The following is a 19,418-nucleotide window of genomic DNA, read 5'->3' as shown; positions in this document are numbered from 1 at the left end:
CGAGCTCCGGCCAGGTGCGCTGGTGCAAAGTGAGCATCATCGCGCAATTCGGATGGCGTCGGCGCATTCAGGTCAACGAAAGAGTCCAGACCCGCGTAGGTATTTGAACGAGCTCCGGCCAGGTGCGCTGGTGCAAAGTGAGCATCATCGCGCAATTCGGATGGCGTCGGCGCATTCAGGTCAACAAACGGCTCAAGGCCGGCGTAAGTGTCTGAGCGAGCCCTGGCAGTTGACGGTGACGCTGGTTCTTGCATCTCCTTCCTCAACAAAGCCCAAGCTCCCTCGCTCGGGGTGGCTGGGGTTGCGGGAAGCGCCTGCGACGGGCTGGGCCGCCCAGCGCCCAGCCCGGACGGCAAAGCCGGCTGCTCGCGGGCTTCTGGCCCTAGAGCATGGTTCGCCTCGACGAGTTTTAAGTAATTCCGAAGGTGCGCCAAATCGGGATCATATAGCCTGCCTTCAGTCAGTTTGAATGCAAGCACATCGTCGCGCAGCGTAAATCCCTCCCTGTCGGAGCGGTTAAGTCGGCCAGCCATGCTCTCCCTGCCATTTTCTTTAAGCCACGCACCCAGGGTATGAAGACGTGCAGCCCGCTCCTGGGCAGACTTCCTTGGCTCAAGATTTTTCAAGGCCTGGTCGAGCGCGCCATCTATGAGGGCGGCGTCTTCGGGATAACGACCCAGATGCCATGAGCTACTTGCGCCGGATGCGCGCTCCGCGCGCTGAAACTCGTCAATCATCTTCAACGCGGGCACGAGGGTTGTGTCGTTCGGACGCAACTTTTTAGCGCGCTTGATGCGTGACTCGTGATCTAGCCTGGCGATTGCGTGGCCCTCGCGGTTGAGCGCTTCAGAAAACATGCGAAGGCTGCCGCTATAGTTCACAACGGCCTTTGCGGGTCGCCTGCTGCTACGAGCTGCGCCCTCGATGAGGGCTTGGTCTTCGGCTGGAATACTCCGTTGCCGCCCACGCTGGGAACGGCCTGACGTACCACCGGGTTCAAGATACTCCCGAAGATAACGCAAGGCAGTAATAATTTTCGGGTTGTCGAATTTATCGGCGTGGGCTACCAGCGAATTGTGATCGAGCGCAGAAATCGATTGCCCATTACGTGCGAGATCCTCTCCAAGACGACGAAGAACCTTTACATAACCACCGACCGTTGCCGCGCTCAGTCCCCGGCGTTCACCTGCCGACCGAATGGCGTTGTCGATGATGGAGGCGTCTTCATTAGGCAGATGGGGGGTGTATACATCTCGAGGCGCGGGCGCCGCTGGGACGGGAGCGGCATCGGCTTGTTGCACCTCATCCAAGCGTTGCTCAAAGCTCGGATGCCCAGCCTCGTCCGCTTGCCCCCCTGACCTGACTGTTGCTTCGCCAAGGCGGGGTGATACCCACGTTGCCAGTCGGGGACTGAAAATATTGAATCTGTTCGGATCCATCGCGACCTCGTTCGACTGGACTTCAGCAATGAGACAGCAGGCTACTGTCGCAACCTGACGAGAGGCTGACGTCGTGGAACCGGCGCTGCCAGCGGCGCCCCCAAAGCTCGCAATCCGAAGACTTTCAAAATCCGTCGTGCCTCAGTTTGAGATTTTTCCGGCCCACCAGATCGTCGTCCATTGGATTGGGGCCAAGGTCCGGGGTCAATTGAGCCACCAGATTGCAGGTGCGGCAATGAGAGCCCAGCGAGGAAGTTTCTGGCGAGCTTGTCACAGCGCTTGACATGTGGCGGAAGTCTTACTCATAGGTCAGAAATATAGGCGACATCTGGATGCTTGAAGAAGGAACGCACCAAAGCTGGTCTGTTGCCGATGTCGGCGAGCTGGGTGCGGACTCGGTCTTCCAATTTCTCGCCTGCGCGCAGCGGCCGGCGTGCATTGCCAGTGCGCTTGGCATGGCTCCATACGAGCTCGTCGGGATTCAAATCCGGGGCATATCCCGGAAGAAAGTGCAGCGTCAGCTTTCCCTGCGTGCTCGCCACGTAGTCCTTGACCACCGCCTTCTTGTGCGCGGGTAGCCCGTCCACAATCAGATGCAGCGCTTTCTTGCGGCGATACATCAGCTTCTTGAGCAGGTCCACGAACAGCTCGCCAGACAGTGCGCCCTTGTACGTCGCGAACCAGAACGCGCCCTTGGCGCTCACCGCCGACGCCGCGCCGATGCTTTGCCGTTGCCCCGGCGTTTGCACCACCGGCGTTTCTCCCTTCACGCCCCACGTCGTGCCTTGCACCGCATCCGCCCGGAAGCCGGATTCATCCCAGAAATAGACATCCGCTTTCTCCCGCTTGGCACGCCGCGCAATGGCCGGATAGGTTTCCCGCTGCCAACGCTCGATCGCCTCCGGGTCACGCTGATAGGCGCGTTGCAATGGCTTCTGCGCGCTCAATCCCAAGCGCGCCAGCATCCCCCCGATCGACGCCAGACTCAGCCTCACGCCGAATTCCCGCTCCACCAGTTCGCGCACGATTTGCCGCGTCCACAAGCCAAAATCGAAACCGTATTGCAGCGGGTTCTTGCCGTTGATCCAGCGAAACACTTGCCGCTCTTGCGCCGGCGTCAACTTCTTCGGACGTCCCGTTCCTTTGCGCGACGCCAGCGCCCGCAGGCCCTTCCCACGACCTTTCACCGTTCTCATCCAGCGGTAAATCACGCTGCGGTGAAATCCATAGCTCTCGACGACGGCGCTCGGCTTTTCACCTTCGGCGCACTCGCTCCAACGCCATCATGCGGATTTCTTCCAGGGTTCGATGGTCAAGTTGTCGGCCGTCGCGTTTCATGCCGATAGCATACACCAACGCCGCAACAATGTCGCCTATATTTCTGACCTATGAGTAAGCTGGTGCGCCCGCCTAGCTAAGGCATTCGCACCTTTGTCTCGGCTCGCCAGCCTTATCCTGCGAACCTCTTCCACGCGGGCATTGAGCGGTTCAATAGCTAAACCTTCCTTGAGATTCTGATCCTCGATCCAAATGCAAAACCGCGAGCCACCGTTATGAAATCCTGCGCTCCGTAAATCCGTCGGAGAAACTTATTCCGCTGCGCATCATTTAAGCCAAGCGACGCGATTTCGTCGGAGCGCAACAGCAAGTGACCACCGTCACTCGGCTTGTTTCCGAACTCCATCACACTCAGCTCGCTGATCGGAGAGGACCGCTTTTCGACGATGACGCGAGGACCAAGTGTCAGATATGGTGTGATTGACGCCCCCTCGCGGACTGTAAGGCTATTTTGTTCGTCGTGTTGGTAAAGACGACGAGGTGCGCTGGTTGGTCGGCCGATCCCCACTATGACTACCGTCACGCCAGCCTTATTACTTGCGAGGTTCGACCACTTGAACGACGTGTAGGCGAAGAGAATATCGCAACCGGCGCTGAATAGGACCGGCCACAATATCGTTACAGATTGCCCTTGGCAGATTGAATTTGTGGCCACGAAGGCAGCAACCGCATTCGTGCTCGCCATGTACTCAGCCGCCTTGATGAACCAGCCAGCGACGTAGTCAAGAAATCCACTGGAGGACGTTCGTCCACCAAGCAGCGCGCGAACCTCGGCCTTTTGTTTTGCGCTCTGCCACGTGAAGCCAAGATAAGGTGGATTGCCGCAGATGTAGGTCTCTCCTCCTTCATTTTCAAAGTCGATCTGCGCCTGATCGAGCGGCGTGTGAAATAGGTCGTCCGCGTGATGCTTCACGCCCGTGCCGGTCGGCGGGCAGATACTTAACCAGTCGAGCCGCAGCGCGTTGCCACAGACAATCCAGTTCTGTGTATCCAACGGCAGGAAATCGGCCAAAGCTTCCTTCTGTCCGCGATAAAGAACGTCGCATTGGTACTCTGCGATGATCAGTGCTAGACGCGCGACCTCGGCAGGAAAATCGCGAAGCTCGATTCCTCGGAAGTTGGTAAGGGGAATTTCGCTGCGCCGGTCGGATTCGCCGCGCCGCCGATTGATCTCGGCCTCGATCTCGCGCATTTCCTTGTATGCGATGACAAGAAAATTGCCGGAGCCGCAGGCCGGATCGAACACCCTGATCTTTGCCATGCGTTTGCGCAGATTGAGCAGAGTGCGAGGATTGTTTCCGGCCTCCTCAAGTTGCGCCCGCAGGTCGTCGAGGAACAGCGGATTTAGCACTTTCAGGATATTCGGCACGCTTGTGTAATGCATGCCGAGCGCGCCACGCTCTTCATCGTCGGCTACGGCTTGGATCATCGATCCAAAGATATCCGGATTGATTTTTGTCCAGTCGAGATTACCGATGTGGAGCAGATAGGAACCCGCGATCCGGCTAAAGCACGGCACATCGGGATTCCCCGCAAATAGGCCACCATTGACATAAGGGAATTTGTTCGCCCACCGCGCAATTCCGGCTGGCTCCCGATCGTCGCGCTTCGTATTCATGGCCCGGAACAGTTCGCTGATCACCTCATGGGTGTTCGCGGAATTTCGCTCGCTCATCTGCTCGATCGTGGTCGTGAACAGACGGTTGCCTTCAAAGATGTCGGTGTCCTCAGCGAAGAAGCAGAAGATCAGCCGCGCCATGAAATGGTTCATTTCCGGGCGGCGCTCCACCGTACCCCATTCAGGGTTGTCTTTCAGAAGCTCGACGTAGAGCCTGTTCAGGCGGCTTGTGGCGCGGATATCGAAAGAGCTTTCGCGGACTTGCTTGACCGTGGTGATTCCGGCGAGCGGCAGGAAAAAACCAAAATGGTCCGGGAAGTCCCGATAGGCGCAAGCAATCGGCGCTTCGTCCGATTCTAGCTCCTCAGCTTCGAGCGTCTCGCCGTCGGTGGCGAGGATGTACCGCGCCTTCGCCCTGGCCGTCGCCGGACTGGCCTTGAGGGCGGCAAGGGTCTTAGTGACGTCGCCTGGCGCACAGACCGCGATGTGGATATGGTTCGTTTGCAGGACACCGCCCAGATCGGACTTGTTGGATGCACCCGCACGCAGCCGCTTGATTGTCGTGTCCTTGTTCCCGAAAGCTTGCAGGAAAGCGAAAGGGAACTCGACCGAGACGAATGCCTGCTCGGCGAGAGCCGAGATGGCTTCCTCGATCTCAACAGCATTCATACTGTCCCTACCCCCAAAAGTTCAGCTTTCAACGTTTCGTATTGTTCGGCTCAGCCATTGGCGCAGGCAATGGCCGGGTTCGGCTGCTACTACGATTCGTATAGTAACCTACCGTTTTTTGCGGCGATAGGTGCCCTTTACCACCAAAAGTGTGCGTGAAAAGATAAGGCCAGCCGGCAAAGGTCGGGCGGCGAGCCGGTCCGGTTTCCGCTCAGAGGTACTCCGTAGTGCTGCGTGGACGCGATACTATGCGGGCAGGTACTGCTCGGCCTTGCGGCGCAAGCCCGCCAGTTCGTCGACGCTGATCTCGCCGCGCTTGAGCAGCTCGGGCAGTCCGGTCTCAATCGATTCCTCGACCTCGGCGCGGGTCGCCTTGCGGCGCTCGCGGTACCAGACGACGCGCTCCGGATCGCCGAGGCGAAAGAGAACGCCATCGCCGCAGCGCACGGCGCTGTATTGCTTCGTCACCCAGATGCCGATTGCGCCCGGATTCCTTCTGATCATCGTGCCCGCAGGCTCGCGATGGTCGGACGGCAGGTCCTTTTCGTTGCGCCGCATGCGCGGGTTTGCGAGGAACGGACAGGCCTGCACGGCATACTCGGCGCATTCCCAATGCGACGGCGGCTCCGAGATGTTGCGATTGATCGCGCACATCGGGCCGATCGGGAACGCCTTGTAGACGCCGAGCGGCTGGCCACAAATCCAGCAGAGCTTGCGGTTGACAGCCTGCGCGAGCTTGCCGGGACCGATCACCCGGAAATCCGGCTCGCGATCGATCCAGGCGACGAACCAAGGCACGTAGTAGCCGGTCGCCGAGACCGGCAGGCGCTTGATGCGATCAGGGGTCGGCAACGACCAGATCGCCTGATTCAGCCGCGTCTCCATTCAGCCCCTCCTGCAGCGCCAGTATCGACGATGACCGATCCGGTAATACCGACGGCCGTGTTCGCAGACGTCGCGCCGCCTGTGCTCGCGGCGCCGCTCGGTCCTCGGTATTGCCGGCTCGGCCATGTCGACCAATGGCGCGACCGCCGGCACGAACAGCGGCAGCCGGTCGGCCTTTGCCGTCGACCGCTGCGGCTCATCGTCCGCAACGCTGGTCGTCGCTGCAGCCGGTGGCGCCGCGTCGCGCTGGCTCGCTGCAATCATCAGCAGCGACCAGATCGCGGCGGCGCCGGACATCACCTTGAATGCGGTCAGCGCCATTTCACCGGCTCGATCTGGCAAGGGAGCTTGATGCTTTTCGGGTCCTCCGGCCGGCCTGCCGTCGTCACCATGGTGGTGAAGCCGCAGACGTCGCAGGCAATGGTGAAGTAGCCGCAGCGCTCTGCGGGGTATGGCAGGCCAGTCTGGCAGAACGGCTTGGCGCCGCGCGTCAGGTCGAGGTCGATGCCATCGGGATAGTTGGGATTCGACGGATGCGCCGGCTCGCAGCCGCGATCGATCCAGCTCACATGAATCATCGGGCCTACATCTCCGGCAGTGAGGCGAACATCGCGTCGATGGAATCCAGGTCGACCAGGGTTCGGGTGTCGAACTTGTAGGCTCTGATCCGCTTGGCGTTGATCAGCTCATAGCACTTGGTGTGCGAGAACCTGCCGTAGCGGCACGCCTCCTTGATCGTCGCCAGGCGCCGCCCGGTCGGGGTGACAACGGTGTCGATCTCTTCCTTCTCGGTCATCTCAATCCTCACTTTCTCGCTCAGCTCCGCTCTGCGCTTGATGCGGCGAGCCGATACGCGGCCCTTGTGGCAAGCCTCGCGTCCATTCCCTGGCAAGGTTCATCATCGCATTCACTGCCGTCGAGATCGGCCAGCTCGACATAGGCCCAGTCGTGCCAGCGCGGAGCTTTGGTTGGTCCCTTTGCCGGAGACAGGCGGCGCCAGCGTGCTTGGGTAGGCTCTGTGCCATTGCGCAGGCGGTGCCGCCGACAGGCGGTCCGTGCCCTCAGGAATAGAGGCGACTACTAGACTTAGTAGGTTTGTTGTTCCCTGCTCTCAGCTAACTGAGGAGAGCCGTTTGGCAGATACGCCTCGTGCAACATAAGGCAGAACCACCCAACAGAATGCAACTATAGGTAAAAGTCCAGACCGTCCCGCAACCTTAAACCGTCGCAATCGGCCGCTGACAGAAAGTGCGGCCGGACCGGAGAAACTCCATGCTGTTCGATTTGACCGCGCGGCGCCACACCCCTCTCGCGCTCGCTCTATTTGCGTGCGCCGTGATGGGGAGCGCCCGGGCCGACGATCCGCCGCCGCGCCCCGATGCCACGACGCCGGCCGGCCAGAAGGGCGGGCCCGGCGCGCGCGGCGCCAGTGCGCCTAGTTCCCCATCGGCGGCCGAGCAGCATCGCCTGCCGCCGGATTCCACCGTCAAACAGACGCTGGAGCTGCCCGGGCGGACGCTTCGTTTCATCGCGACTGCGGGCTCGATCCGCATGTTCGACGACAAGGGCGAGCCGCAGGCCGACATCGCCTACACCTCCTATCAGCTCGACGGCACAGATCGCGCCACGCGTCCGGTGACGTTCCTCTTCAATGGCGGCCCCGGGTCATCCTCTGCTTGGCTGCAGTTCGGCAGTGCCGGGCCATGGCGGCTGCCGATCGATGCGGAAACCGTCACGGCGTCGGCCTCGCCCGAGGTCAGGCCCAACGCCGAGACCTGGCTCGATTTCACCGACCTCGTGTTCATCGATCCCGTCGGCACCGGCTACAGCCGTTTCGTGGCGACAGGCGAGGATGTGCGCAGGCGGTTCTATTCGGTCGATGGCGATGCCAGTTCAATCGCGCTTGTGATCCGCCGCTGGCTCGAGAAGCACGAGCGGCTCTCCTCGCCGAAATATGTCGCGGGCGAAAGCTATGGCGGCATTCGCGGACCGAAGGTTGTGCGCAATCTGCAGATGCAGCAGGGCGTCGGCGTGAAGGGCCTGATCCTGCTCTCGCCACTGTTCGACTACCGCCAGTTCACAGGCACGAGCTTTCTGCAACACGTCGCGAGGCTGCCAACCTATGTCGCGGTGGCCCGCGAAGCCAAGGGCGAGGGCAGGGGGGCGGTCAAACGTGCCGATCTCGCCGATGTCGAAGCTTACGCGCGTGGCGAATTCTTGGCCGACCTCGACAAGGGCGAGGCAGACAAGGAGGCCACCAACCGTCTCGCCGACAAGGTCGCCGCTTTGACCGGCATCGACCAGGCCGTAAGCCGACGGCTCGCCGGGCGCTTTGACCGCGGCGAATTCCGCCGCGAGTTCGACCGCAAGAGCGGCAAGGTGACCGGCGGTTATGACGCCTCGGTGCGCGGCCTCGATCCCTATCCGGACTCCGATAGCTACCGCTTCGGCGATCCCTCGGGCGATGCGCTGGCGGCGCCGCTGACGAGTGCCGCCGTCGATGTCCTGACGCGCAAGCTCAACTGGCGGCCGGACGGCTCCTATGAACTGCTCAACCGCGCGGTCACGCGGGCCTGGAATTTCGGCCACGGCAGCCCTCCGCAGTCGCTGTCGGAGCTGCGCGAGATCCTTGCCACGGACGCGAAGATGAACGTGCTGGTCGCGCACGGCCTGTTCGATATTGTCACGCCCTATTTCGGCTCGAAGCTGGCGCTCGATCAGTTGCCGCCCTTTGCGTCGGCGCCGCGGGTCAAACTCGTGGTCTATCCGGGCGGCCACATGTTCTATTCACGCGACGCCTCGCGCCAGGCATTTCGTGCAGAGGTCGAAGCGATGATGAAGTAGGGCGTGTGTTCATCAAGCCGGCGGCGAACTAAGTCACAAGCAGGTCGCGTTCTTCGCCTACAGTAGATCGGCGTTTCTTAGTGCAAGAGGCGCGGGGCAGAATGAGCAAGCAGGCGGCGGCGGCCATGAAAGTAGCCGACGCGCTCGTCGAGCAAATCCGTCCGCTGCTCGCAGGAAAGGGGCCCGGAAGTGCAAGGCGCGCCGATCGGTCAATTGCTGGGGATCTTCATTGCCGGCCATCCGCCGGAATTTCGCGAGCAATCGCGCAACGTTCTGCTTCATGCGCCTGATGGATCCGGAGACAACCCTCCATCAAGAAAAAGATGAATGTGGAAGACCTAAATCCGAAATTTGCGCACTGCTTTATGCGATTTATCACACTTCGGGCGTCGCTCACACCAATACGTTGAAGGTTACTTCTCAATCCTTGACCGGGGCATCATCGGAACGTATCACCACGTCAGCCAGCAGCATCTTAAGCGGCGCTATCTGGCTGAATTTGCTTTCCGCTGCAACGAGCGCGCTTCGCTCGGTGTCACCGACAAAGATCGTGCGGCGCGCTTGCTGAAAGGCATCGTTGGCAACCGTCTTACCTATCGACGACCTAACGAAGATCACTCACAAGAAGCAGGCGGCTATAAGCCTCCGGTAAGGCCTTCACTGAGCGCGTACCATAATTCGGACGACGCATAGTTCATCTTAGAACTGAAAGAGCGGCGCCAACGTCCCTGAGCTCAGCATGCATGGGCATAGAGCGGCTCGTTCATGGAGCCAAAACGCAAGGGTCAGGACGAGCTCTCTAGACGAGGCGCTTGCTCAAGGGACATGGCGGCCTGCAGCTGAGCCGTCAGATTCCGCTACCGCTCGATACGACCGGCGCGCAGGCAATAATTGCAGGCAGTAAGACCTGCATGGAGAGAGGGGCGTATCATACCCTCTCTCTCCGCGCCGAGACGACCCTCTACATAAAGTCATCGTCCTCCCAATCCGGCGAGACATTTCTCGCGCGCTCGGAACGTTCCGTATCCCTGCCTTCACTCTCTTCCGCTTTGGAAAGGTAAAGGGGAGGTTTGTTTGTTCGCTGCCATTCACCGTCGCTGTTCTTGATCCACTTGTCGGGATGCCGGGTAGGGTCAAGCACCATCATCGAGTCACCTATCTCAACAAAACCCAGCGCTGCTGCACGGGCTTTTGCTTCCGGATTCACGGGATGAGAAAGGACTAACGGCTTGTCGCCGTCTGACCGAAGCTGATGCTCCAGCAAAATGTCGCCCGCGTTATCGACGAGGGGATGCGTAACCCGAAAGTCTACCGTCGACGTGATTTCAGACCGTCCGGGAAACTGTTCCCGCCAGCGCGCGCGTGCCTTTTCCCCTTTGAACACATCACGCATGTTAGCTCCACCTTCCGTTCGGAGAAGTCCAACGCTTTTGTTTCCCAATTGATAGCTGAAGTGTCGTGCGTCGTCCGAGCCTTCTTTCCTGCCATGATTATAGGCAACGTCCGCAGCGCGCTCCGCTTTCAATGCCACCGAACGCGAGTATTGCTGAGGATTGGCGGCGATATGCTCGATTTCATCCCCATAGAAATCTTCCAATTTGTCCTGAAATGAGGACCTTGAGATCTCCACGATGGGTGGTCTGGTGCTCAGTGAGTACGGCCGTGCTGTCGCCGAGGATGAATCAGTGTAGGACTCCCGCGGCGCTATCTGCATATGGGAGAACACGTCCTCGAAGCTTCGGCCTTGATCTGTTTGCCTACCGTCGATAGCAGACTGTGTCATTCTATCAGAGTCGGAATTGCCCATCCATGGAAAGCTGGGTGAGGCATTTATTCGATTGTACATGGACGTTCGCGCTCCTATCTGCGAAAGCTGTATTGAGTGTCAACCTGCTAAGGCCGAGCGGAGCTTGATAGCCAGCCTTCCTGACGAAAAGCTGACTGCAGGTTGTCGGGCGTCTTGCAAGTCAGGTTGTACCGTAAGCGTATGCTACGGCTGTTCTGCCAGCGCACGTCGTTCGTGCGAAAGCTGTTGGAGGCTGGAGTTCCCGCTGTCTGCTTTCCCGGCAAGTGCGAGCGATAGGCCAAGATTGTTGCGCAACATCTGATTGCCTGGGGCGGCTGCGAGAGCCTGCCGATATAGCGCTTGGGCCTCATCATGGCGCCCCTCGGCGTCGAGGACCACCCCCTTTGCGTTCAGGGCACGCAAGTCACCAGGGGCTGTAAGCAAGATCTTGTCGGCTACCTTAAGCGCCTCACCCGCGCGTTTCTGTGCCAGAAGGGTCTGCGTAAGTGAGATTGCCGCATCGACATTGTCTGGTTCTTGCTTCAGAGCCTCGCGCAAACTCTCCTCGTCGGTAACCCGGAGGAGGGCGTGCGCAATGCGCTCGCGCATAGCAGGATCGATGTCCTTAGCGCCGAGCAACTCTGGCCGCGGCGTCGCTTGTACTGAGATGGCTGGGTGATCCGAGCTGGTGCAACCTCCGACCACAAGAATCGCGAACAAGGCGAGGAGAGTTAAGCCCGAGGGCGGATGGAACGCATACCATCGAGCAGCGGATGTTCTCGCAGGTGAATTCATGCTGTCCATTGTCACGACCGACTGCTGTGCGCTGTTAGCCGGCTGTGGCGAGCTGGCTGCGTTGGTCTCCTGCCGGAGCTTTTTCCTTGGGACCTGTAAGCTTGAGCGAGCCCACTGGCTGGACCGTGAAATCGGAGGCGAGATCCTGATAGGACAGAACAGGAAGATCGATCCCGTTGCGGGTGAGAAAGCCGCGGACGAAGCGCCGGATATCCAGCGAACTCAGGATGACGGGCTGGCTCTGACCTGGTGGCATGCCTGAATGAATCTGACGCAGTTGCGACAACAACATCTCGCTCTGCCGGTCCTCCAGCGCGAGGTATGGCCCGACGGCAGTTTCTCGCACCGCACTGCGAATCACATCCTCAGTTTCACGTTCGATGATAAAGGCGGGCAGAACACGGTGAGCGTTGGCGTAGCGATAGCAGATTTGCCGTTTCAGGCCGGAGCGGACGTATTCGGTGAGCAGGACAGCGTTTTGCTCGCGTTCGCTCCATTCGGCGAACGCTTCCAAGACCAGGCGGGTGTTACGAATCGGGATGTCCTCGTCGAGCAGACGACGCAGGACCTCGGCGATCCGGGGAACTGGAGTCGTTCGTAGCACTTCCTTCACCAGATCAGTATATTCCTGCTCCATCCGGGCGAGCAATTGTCGCGTCTCTTGAATGCCGACCAAGCGCTGCGCATATCGCGTCAGTACGGAACTGACGCGCAAGGCGATGATTTCGCTCGGACGGTGATGCCCGATTCCGGCCGCTTTGAGAGCCGGTGCATGGCTCTGTTCGATCCAGATCCGGCCAGTGTCTGGATCTTGCCGATACGGGATGCCGCTCAATTCAATGTTCGCTCGGTCGTCGGTGAGGGCGAGCTGCGTCGGGTCGACTCGATCCCGTTCAACCGGTACCCCTTCCACATCCAGCCTGAACTCGGACTGGGCCAAACGTGGATCCACCTGGACTGGAATGCGGGGAATCGTGATGCCAAGATCGGCTGAGACCAATGCCGAAATGCGCGCGATGTGCTGCCCAACTTCCTCTTTGTCAATCGCATTTATCAGGTTCGGCGCAACCAATAGCGCGACCGGAAGCGCCTCCGCAGGTATGGTTTGCTTTTGAGCCTGCGGACTCGTAGTCGGAGCACTAACGTTGGCGGCCGTCTTAGAGCCGGTGTTCGCGCCTTGCACACCGCCCTTGACATAGCTCGCCCCGGTAAAAACTGCAGCCAGCATGAGAAACGGGGACAAGGGGAAACCAGGTATCAGCCCCATGAGAAGTAAGACGCCGGCTGCCAGCCGCAATGCCGGGGTACTGGCCGTGAGTTGGTTGATGATATCGGCACCAAGCTTGAGCTTGGAGGGCCCATTTACACGTGTGACGATGGTTGCAGCCGTAACCGACAGCAGGAGCGCCGGAATCTGAGAAATCAGCGCGTCGCCGATGGTGAGCAGCGTATATTGATGCAACGCCTCATCAATGGACATGCCCTTCGAGAGCAGTCCGATGCTAATTCCTCCGAGCATGTTGATGCAGATGACTATGAGTCCGGCGATGGCATCGCCTTTGACGAACTTCATGGCGCCATCCATCGCACCATGAAGTTGACTTTCCCGCTCCAGTGAGGCTCGCCGGCTGCGTGCGTCGCGCTGATCGATATGACCGTTGCGTAGCTCCGCGTCGATAGCCATCTGCTTGCCTGGCAGAGCGTCGAGGGTGAATCGTGCGGAGACTTCAGCGACGCGCTCGGCTCCCTTCGCGAGAACCATGAACTGCACCATGGTCACGATCAGAAATATAACAATGCCGACAGCGATGTTCCCCGATATCACGAACTCACCGAAGGTGTGAATGATGCTGCCGGCGTCTCCTTCAGCGAGGATCAGCCGCGTTGTCGCGATGGTCAGCGCCAGACGAAAGACGGTAGAGATCAGGATGACGCCCGGCAAGGATGAAAAATCCAGTGGCGTACTGAGATAGAGAGCAACCATCAGCAACAGAACGGCAAAACCCAGATTGAAGCCGATCAGCATATCGATCACGACGATCGGGATCGGCATGATCATCATTCCGATTGCCAGAAGCAGCATGAACGCGACCATGAAGTCCGCGTGGAATGGCGCGCGCACGATAAGCCTACGAAGAAGGTGTGCCATGAAGAGCCTTCTTATTGTTGTTCCGTTGGCGCTGTCCTGCCACGCAAGGATACATAATCTTTGAAGACCGCCCGCGCCTCGTCCATACGGCCGGCGCGTCGTAGCGCGTGACTGCGCAGAAGCGTCAAGGGCAGACGCGAAGAGGGATCCTCATCAAGCATGTCGAGTCTATCCAGCACATTAAGTGCTTCATTGCCAAAGCCCTCCGAGATGAGAGCATAGGTAAGAATGCGAAGCAGGTCGACGTCTCGCGAATCTTCATGGGCAAAGAGCCGCAACAGAGCGAGAGCTCGTGCGCTCTGTCCACACGCAAGGTGGACGAAGGATATTGCGCAGACCAAATCGCGCTCTTGCCCGGAGATTGGCAAGACATCGCCGGTTTTGATAGCTTCGGCCGGCGACGGTAGACTGGCGAGGTGCGATCCGCCCGAATTGACCATGCTAGCCCTTGATCAAGCTGTTCTGGTTCTGCCGGAGCAGGATCAGCCGGCGGAGCTCCTGCTGCAGTGCGTCGATCCCTTCGCGCGCCACCGAGTTCTCCGCTCCGGCCCATAGCCGGTCGGCCAAGCGCTCCAGGAGAACACCGTGCTTCTCTGCTCGCAGCACGTCCGGATCACGCAGGCGTGGGGTGACGAAGGAGAGCAGACCTGTCGCGAGATTGCGGCCATAAAGTGAAGCGAGTGCCGCACGGGGGTCGATCTCAGCGATCGGGACGCGCCTCTCGTTGAGGCTGACACGCGAGACGGCATCGATATCGTCGACCTCAAGCGAGGCCTCGATTGACAGATCGGGTGCCTCAGTATCCGGCCAAATCGACCCGTGCCTGTTCTCGCCGCCGCCATCAGTGCGATCGATCTCTAAATGATGGACTTGAGGGAGGGCCGGCTTGTTCGCTGGCTCATGGTCTTGGGTGTTGAGCCTTTGCGAAGAGGTGCCAAATCCGACAGGATGCTGCGGCAGCTTGGTCATGACATTCTCCTTTCCTGCGGTACTGGAGCTCTAATAGGGGAGAGCAGCAAGTCGTCCATTCCGGCTAAGCAGTACGCGTCCCGCCTCGATTCGATCCACCGTCCATCCATCATTCAACAGCGCCCCCACGAAGTATTTTTGGCCGCCAATAAGAAGATAGGGGTGGGCTCCGCGCCACACCGCCTGGACAGCTATTGAGGAGGGAGGCTTATCCTCCTTTACGATCACCCCGTTTACGAGTGTCAGCGAGCCGTTCGTATGCTGATCGAACCAGCGCTGAACCTCCTGCCACCTAGTGACTAACGCAGGGGTAACGGTGCCCTCCGCGCTGACTACACCTGGTCCAGGCGCGATTTTGATATTGAGAAGTCCCGCTTTATTCACCTCCTCTTGCAGCAGTTCGGCGGCTGCATCGAGGGGGCGATCATTAGGACCGTTGAGCGTCAGCTTGGCTGGAAGTGGGGCGCCAGGGGGCGCATCGGGGCTCACTGCACCGGCACTGCCGTCAAACAGGAAGCTGATTGCGAGAGTGGCGATCCCGACAGAGCTCAGCAAGACCAACGAGACTGCGATTATCGAAAGACGGGATAGGCCGATTGATCCTCGTGCCGAATCCTGTGTGCAACGAATGGACATCGTGCCCGCATGAATGACAGCAGGAAGAGAAATAACAACCCGCTTGCCTACGGCAATATCTCCGTTTCCCTCTATGCTGACTCCGGCTGCTAGGGCCTCGATCTCAATCGAACCGTGCAGGGGGGTGAGACGGAAGTGATTGGGCTCGAGCCCCTGTTCGACGAAGACGATATCAGCATCGAGGCCACTTCCGATAAGACTCGTTCCGACCGGCGCTTCACCACTCACCCCAGAATAAGGCCCTGATAGCACTTCGAAATGAACGGAAGCCGGTTCATTCACGGAGATTCTCCTGAGAAACGAGAGAAGCCGTACGGCGTTGCCGTACGGCTGGTTCCGAGTTCGTCAAGCTATGGAGAGCCTCCCGCACGCGAAAAGAGCCGGCCGTGAGCCTCCCTCTTGCAGCGCTAGCTAACGCGCTCGTCGGCAACCTTCTTTTCGGACGAGAGCTCGGTCGTAATTCTGCGCATCATGATGCTCTTGGCCTGAGCCTGTTTGCTGACACGCTCCAGCTCGGCGAGCTGCGCTGCGAAATCGCCGTCCCCGGTAGCACCGGCCTGCTGATTCGCCGCGGGTCCAAATCCGGCGGGGGAACCACCAACGGGAGAAACCATATCGAGTCACCTTTCTGTTTGGAAGTTACTGTTACTGATCACCTGCCTCACGCCGCAGCTAGCGTGATGAGGGCAGGAAATGCAATCATGACATGTGCGCTTGGCGCGTCATTCGAGAGAGTCAATTCGCCGTTGCCGTGGTTGAACTGCGGCTTGCTTCCTGCGGCAGGGCCATTGTCCTTGGCGACCTTGTCATCATCAACCTTCTCCGGCTCCAATTTGTGAATAACCCTCTCGAAAGCTTTGTCGAGTACCCCACCGACAGCGGAGCCAATCGCCGCGCCCTGCGGTCCACCGAGGTATCCACCAGCCGCGCTTCCGATCATTTCTCCAATCATCGCATTCTCCTATCTTCATCTCCATTACGGTCAATAGACGACTCCTCGCCTAGAGATCAGCGCTGACATCCTAGGAGCATTACCTTTCAAGAAGCTGACGAGTCTTCGAAGGGCCGAGGAATGAGTCGATGTCGCCAAATTTATCTTTCATCGGAAAATGTGTCGGTACTCTCGCTTCAGCCGATGTTGTCGCGCAAGACGCCGTACGTCTTGCGCTTCAAAGCTTGAGCGGTTGCAACTCGTTGCTGGCGTATGAGCTGTGCCAGCTGTCGGTCCAACGAGCATGGTTCCGAGCAGCTCGACTGCAAAGCTGGATCGCCTGGTGCTCATCAAGCGCCGTGCACAACGTCCTTAAGATATCTGCCGTGGCGCTTGCCTCGAGCAATCAAGTGGTAGACAAATCGACTGCGGCGTACGTGTGCAAGTGCCTGGTCTCAAGACTCGAGCGAAATCAGTTTCGAAGCGGCGTTTGTACCGAACATGGCCGTCCGAGGCGCCTAAGACCGCCTCGAGCATTCACGCGAGAGGCTCGGCCGAAGTTCTTCAGAGATCGTGGATGCTCGCCCTCCGCACGTCCCAAGATGTCGTGTTCCGCCGCCCATCATGAAGAGCGTTTCGTTGCGGTCGCGAGCTCTCAGCGTTAGTTCAGGCGATACGCAAGCGGATGTGCTGGTGGACGATCATCCTATCGTCAGCTTTTAGACAGGTACTCCGGATACATTTCCTGCGACTTGGTTACGCTCGACGTGAGAGTCCCGAATTGCCATGCGGCAAGGGGTTAAGAGAAGTGGTCCGCCGATCAAGACTGTTGTCACCCGCAACAAGAAACGCGAGAGCGCGTGCTGCTGGCCGTGGCGTGGGATTGGTTTTGAAGGGCCTTGGCGCAACGTGCCAAGTTGATTGTGCGGGTGGTCCTCGCAGTCTGTCGCTGCCTTCATGCAATAGGAGTGAATGAAAATGCCGTATCTTCCCGTAGTGGGTGGTTCCAATCCGGCGGTGGGGCTAGTGCCTGAAGGTGCGCCCGCCGTTCCAATGTTCAACGTGGTGTTGGGGCAGTACGCCGGCGCCGTCGGCGTCCCGGTGGGGGCCTACCAATACCTCCCGGTAAATACTTCGGCCCTCGTCGCACCCGCCGTCCTCAATCCGGTCTACGTTGCTCCAACCCTTCTCGCCCCGCCGCCGCCTCCCCAGTTCGCGTCGGTCGCCCAGAACCAGGGCTCGTCGTCCTCAATTGATCCGGTCTGGACGCATGAGGTTCATGACGGCAAGGCCACCATCCACCTTGGCGATAAATATACAATCACGGCGGACGAGAAGCATGGCACCTGGACCGTTCGGAACAATGAAACCGGCCATGTCTCGAAGATTCATGGCGATCCGCATGTCGATGCTAATGGGGACGGCAAGGACGATTTCGACTTCAAGAAGGGCATGACCCTGCAACTCGACGATGGCACGAAGATCACCGTGGATACGGCCGACTACGGCAACGGCAAGAGCATTTCGTCCAAGCTCACCATCACGAATGGTAGCAACGCCATGGTTGTCGAGGGGCTCGGTGACGACAAGGATGGTGCCAACAATCTGAAGGTGACGCAGTCCAACGCCGGCCTCACTCTCGATGAGCTGACACCCGATGGTTCACAAACGATCCATGAGCAAGGTCAGGGTTGGGTCGACGGCGCCGGGCGCGAGGTGGATCAGGCCAGTATCGATGCTGGTGAAGCGGGGCGTGCGCCGGGCAGCGGCTCCCAGTCCCAGTACACTCCTGCCTCGCTTGCTGCTCCGTTGTACTACTACACTCCAGTTTTTGTTCCTCCTCCGCCGCCTCCATCGATGATCCCAGTTGCGACGAACCAGAGCCCGCCACCTAAACCAGCTCCGGTGTGGTCGCATGAGGTCCATGACGGCAAGGCAACGATTCACCTTGGCGATAAATATACAATCACGGCGGACGAGAAGCATGGCACCTGGACCGTTCGGAACAATGAAACCGGCCATGTCTCGAAGATTCATGGCGATCCGCATGTCGATGCTAATGGGGACGGCAAGGACGATTTCGACTTCAAGAAGGGCATGACCCTGCAACTCGACGATGGCACGAAGATCACCGTGGATACGGCCGACTACGGCAACGGCAAGAGCATTTCGTCCAAGCTCACCATCACGAACGGCGACAACGCCATGGTTGTCGAGGGGCTCGGTGACGACAAGGATGGTGCCAACAATCTGAAGGTGACGCAGTCCAATGCTGGCCGAACCCTCGATCAGCTGACATCGGATGGTGCACAGACGATATATGAGCAGGGTCAAGGGTGGGTCGATAGATCCGGATGTGAGGTCAACCAGGCGAGCATCGACGCCAATGAGCGTAGATCCGGATGTGAGGTCAACCAGGCGAGCATCGCCGCCAATGAGCGTGTCAAGCTGATTCGACGCTTGCTCCAAGGCCGCGGGGTGGGGCCGATCTGAGCGCAGTTCAAGAAAAGGGGAGCGGACGCTGTCGCCCGCTCCCATTCTTCTCAGCGCGGGCGCGCAGGGAAGCGCCTCGCTTGGCGCTATCCATGCATTAGCCGCGCTCTCATGTTTTCGATGATCGGGCTGTCATATCTCTGCCGCTAACAGTCGGCAACGAAGGCGCGACACGGATGCGTGGGGGCGTCTCGTCTATAAGACACCTTTATGGCCTGCGGGTTTGTAGATGCGCGATTGGCCCAAGCGAGGCGAGTCCGTTCGACATACGAGCGAGATGTCTTGGGCTACCGAGAGACGGCTGACCGGAGTGGCCGGAGCGAGAAGAACCCTAAGGACTGTAACGCCAACTTACCGCAACCGATCTGAACGACCAGTACCATTGAGGTGCGGATCGTTCAGCTGCGGAGAAGTTCCTCTCTTTCCTCTCTTCTCACCGTTGTTTGGATGTGCCATTCACGGCTCGCTATTGCCGATTCGGCGGAGCCGACTCAAACATCCTCTTCTGTATCGTCCATGGCAGAGTCGAGATCGGCCTGCGCATCGTTGACAATTCGCATTGCGATCATGCCAAGAGCCATTTCGAAAGCTTTGCGTTGTTGCATGGCCTGCGAGTTGGCGTCATCGCCCCCCTCGGTTCCGTCAACATTCGCGCCGTTATTGCTTCCCGCGGCTCCGATATCGGGTGCACCTGCGTTCATCTTCGTAACATCGCCTGTTGATAACCCATTCTCTGATGCTAGCAGCGTTAGCTTTCGAGAAGCTGACGAGGCTCAGGGCGCTTGAAAAGGACCCCGATTGTGGGACCACGTGCTTAGTTGGAAGGGGCTGCTCCGTTTGATAGACGGAGCGCATGATGACGACAA

The 19,418-nt window shown here is 59.2% G+C and carries 16 protein-coding genes and 3 pseudogenes; 3 read left to right on the top strand and 16 right to left on the bottom strand.

Annotated elements, in window-relative coordinates; all coding sequences use genetic code 11:
- The 7 genes and pseudogenes from AC5ZG1_RS41710 to AC5ZG1_RS41680 all read right to left on the bottom strand — a co-directional run.
- Positions 1–1,301: pseudogene (locus tag AC5ZG1_RS41710) on the bottom strand (hypothetical protein); the annotation flags it as partial.
- A gap of 440 nt (positions 1,302–1,741) precedes the next feature.
- Positions 1,742–2,777, bottom strand: a protein-coding gene (locus AC5ZG1_RS41705; RefSeq protein ID WP_210164754.1) for an IS630 family transposase whose coding sequence is annotated in 2 segments (ribosomal slippage) — positions 1,742–2,701 and positions 2,703–2,777 — 1,035 coding nt in all. Because the reading frame shifts where the segments join, the coding sequence is not laid out codon by codon here.
- Positions 2,778–2,839: 62 nt separating this feature from the next.
- Positions 2,840–5,064: pseudogene (locus AC5ZG1_RS41700) on the bottom strand (class I SAM-dependent DNA methyltransferase); the annotation flags it as partial.
- Between the two features lie 246 nt (positions 5,065–5,310).
- Positions 5,311–5,949: a hypothetical protein gene (locus AC5ZG1_RS41695; RefSeq protein ID WP_035692795.1), complete on the bottom strand. Its 639-nt coding sequence runs from the start codon at positions 5,947–5,949 to the stop codon at positions 5,311–5,313.
- A complete protein-coding gene (locus AC5ZG1_RS41690; protein ID WP_028168948.1) occupies positions 5,950–6,270 on the bottom strand; it encodes a hypothetical protein in 321 nt (106 codons plus the stop codon).
- Entirely contained in the window at positions 6,261–6,527 is a 267-nt protein-coding gene (locus tag AC5ZG1_RS41685; RefSeq protein WP_028168947.1) for a hypothetical protein, read from the bottom strand. The genes AC5ZG1_RS41690 and AC5ZG1_RS41685 overlap by 10 nt, the downstream gene beginning before the upstream one ends.
- A gap of 5 nt (positions 6,528–6,532) precedes the next feature.
- A complete protein-coding gene (locus tag AC5ZG1_RS41680; RefSeq protein WP_051397305.1) occupies positions 6,533–6,745 on the bottom strand; it encodes a helix-turn-helix domain-containing protein in 213 nt (70 codons plus the stop codon).
- 476 nt (positions 6,746–7,221) lie between these two features.
- On the opposite strand from AC5ZG1_RS41680, the gene AC5ZG1_RS41675 reads away from it, so the two are divergent.
- On the top strand, positions 7,222–8,793 hold the full coding sequence (locus AC5ZG1_RS41675; protein WP_028168945.1) for a S10 family peptidase: 1,572 nt from the start codon (positions 7,222–7,224) through the stop codon (positions 8,791–8,793).
- Positions 8,794–9,198: 405 nt separating this feature from the next.
- A pseudogene (locus AC5ZG1_RS41670) lies at positions 9,199–9,417 on the top strand (transposase); the annotation flags it as partial.
- Positions 9,418–9,754: 337 nt separating this feature from the next.
- Here AC5ZG1_RS41670 and AC5ZG1_RS41665 read toward each other — a convergent pair.
- From AC5ZG1_RS41665 to AC5ZG1_RS41630, 8 genes are all read right to left on the bottom strand, one after another.
- On the bottom strand, positions 9,755–10,507 hold the full coding sequence (locus tag AC5ZG1_RS41665; protein WP_496114080.1) for an effector protein NopP: 753 nt from the start codon (positions 10,505–10,507) through the stop codon (positions 9,755–9,757).
- A 276-nt stretch (positions 10,508–10,783) separates the two neighbouring features.
- The gene (locus tag AC5ZG1_RS41660; RefSeq protein ID WP_456646834.1) at positions 10,784–11,383 is read right to left on the bottom strand and encodes a tetratricopeptide repeat protein; all 600 of its coding nucleotides are present in this window, start codon (positions 11,381–11,383) and stop codon (positions 10,784–10,786) included.
- 25 nt (positions 11,384–11,408) lie between these two features.
- The gene (sctV, locus tag AC5ZG1_RS41655; protein WP_496136310.1) at positions 11,409–13,523 is read right to left on the bottom strand and encodes a type III secretion system export apparatus subunit SctV; all 2,115 of its coding nucleotides are present in this window, start codon (positions 13,521–13,523) and stop codon (positions 11,409–11,411) included.
- Between the two features lie 11 nt (positions 13,524–13,534).
- Positions 13,535–13,963, bottom strand: coding sequence for a tetratricopeptide repeat protein (locus AC5ZG1_RS41650; RefSeq protein WP_080664153.1), 429 nt, complete (start codon positions 13,961–13,963; stop codon positions 13,535–13,537).
- Between the two features lies 1 nt (position 13,964).
- Positions 13,965–14,492, bottom strand: coding sequence for a hypothetical protein (locus AC5ZG1_RS41645; RefSeq protein ID WP_028168940.1), 528 nt, complete (start codon positions 14,490–14,492; stop codon positions 13,965–13,967).
- 30 nt (positions 14,493–14,522) lie between these two features.
- Positions 14,523–15,410 (bottom strand): SctD/MshK family protein, encoded by an 888-nt coding sequence (locus AC5ZG1_RS41640; RefSeq protein WP_028168939.1) that lies wholly within the window; start codon positions 15,408–15,410, stop codon positions 14,523–14,525.
- Positions 15,411–15,535: 125 nt separating this feature from the next.
- Complete coding sequence (locus tag AC5ZG1_RS41635) at positions 15,536–15,742, bottom strand: hypothetical protein (protein ID WP_028168938.1); 207 nt, start codon at positions 15,740–15,742, stop codon at positions 15,536–15,538.
- A gap of 47 nt (positions 15,743–15,789) precedes the next feature.
- Positions 15,790–16,080 carry a hypothetical protein gene (locus AC5ZG1_RS41630; RefSeq protein ID WP_035692794.1) on the bottom strand — a complete coding sequence of 97 codons (291 nt, stop codon included), beginning with the start codon at positions 16,078–16,080 and terminating at the stop codon, positions 15,790–15,792.
- 957 nt (positions 16,081–17,037) lie between these two features.
- On the opposite strand from AC5ZG1_RS41630, the gene AC5ZG1_RS41625 reads away from it, so the two are divergent.
- The gene (locus AC5ZG1_RS41625; RefSeq protein WP_455998623.1) at positions 17,038–18,552 is read left to right on the top strand and encodes a DUF1521 domain-containing protein; all 1,515 of its coding nucleotides are present in this window, start codon (positions 17,038–17,040) and stop codon (positions 18,550–18,552) included.
- Positions 18,553–19,043: 491 nt separating this feature from the next.
- On the opposite strand, the gene AC5ZG1_RS41620 is transcribed toward AC5ZG1_RS41625, so the two are convergent.
- The gene (locus AC5ZG1_RS41620; protein WP_028169432.1) at positions 19,044–19,253 is read right to left on the bottom strand and encodes a hypothetical protein; all 210 of its coding nucleotides are present in this window, start codon (positions 19,251–19,253) and stop codon (positions 19,044–19,046) included.
- Between the last annotated feature and the right edge of the window lie 165 nt (positions 19,254–19,418).

The sequence above is a fragment of the Bradyrhizobium sp. Leo78 genome (assembly GCF_059512425.1).
This window is presented reverse-complemented; position numbering and strand designations above follow the sequence as displayed.

Excerpts from the sequence above, each read along its gene's own strand:
- AC5ZG1_RS41625 (WP_455998623.1), top strand. The coding sequence starts at position 17,038 with ATGCCGTATCTTCCCGTAGTGGGTGGTTCCAATCCGGCGGTGGGGCTA.
- sctV (WP_496136310.1), bottom strand. The coding sequence starts at position 13,523 with ATGGCACACCTTCTTCGTAGGCTTATCGTGCGCGCGCCATTCCACGCG.
- AC5ZG1_RS41660 (WP_456646834.1), bottom strand. The coding sequence starts at position 11,383 with ATGGACAGCATGAATTCACCTGCGAGAACATCCGCTGCTCGATGGTAT.
- AC5ZG1_RS41645 (WP_028168940.1), bottom strand. The coding sequence starts at position 14,492 with ATGACCAAGCTGCCGCAGCATCCTGTCGGATTTGGCACCTCTTCGCAA.
- AC5ZG1_RS41635 (WP_028168938.1), bottom strand. The coding sequence starts at position 15,742 with ATGGTTTCTCCCGTTGGTGGTTCCCCCGCCGGATTTGGACCCGCGGCG.
- AC5ZG1_RS41630 (WP_035692794.1), bottom strand. The coding sequence starts at position 16,080 with ATGATTGGAGAAATGATCGGAAGCGCGGCTGGTGGATACCTCGGTGGA.
- AC5ZG1_RS41620 (WP_028169432.1), bottom strand. The coding sequence starts at position 19,253 with ATGAACGCAGGTGCACCCGATATCGGAGCCGCGGGAAGCAATAACGGC.
- AC5ZG1_RS41695 (WP_035692795.1), bottom strand. The coding sequence starts at position 5,949 with ATGGAGACGCGGCTGAATCAGGCGATCTGGTCGTTGCCGACCCCTGAT.
- AC5ZG1_RS41665 (WP_496114080.1), bottom strand. The coding sequence starts at position 10,507 with ATGCAGATAGCGCCGCGGGAGTCCTACACTGATTCATCCTCGGCGACA.
- AC5ZG1_RS41650 (WP_080664153.1), bottom strand. The coding sequence starts at position 13,963 with ATGGTCAATTCGGGCGGATCGCACCTCGCCAGTCTACCGTCGCCGGCC.
- AC5ZG1_RS41675 (WP_028168945.1), top strand. The coding sequence starts at position 7,222 with ATGCTGTTCGATTTGACCGCGCGGCGCCACACCCCTCTCGCGCTCGCT.
- AC5ZG1_RS41685 (WP_028168947.1), bottom strand. The coding sequence starts at position 6,527 with ATGATTCATGTGAGCTGGATCGATCGCGGCTGCGAGCCGGCGCATCCG.
- AC5ZG1_RS41680 (WP_051397305.1), bottom strand. The coding sequence starts at position 6,745 with ATGACCGAGAAGGAAGAGATCGACACCGTTGTCACCCCGACCGGGCGG.
- AC5ZG1_RS41690 (WP_028168948.1), bottom strand. The coding sequence starts at position 6,270 with ATGGCGCTGACCGCATTCAAGGTGATGTCCGGCGCCGCCGCGATCTGG.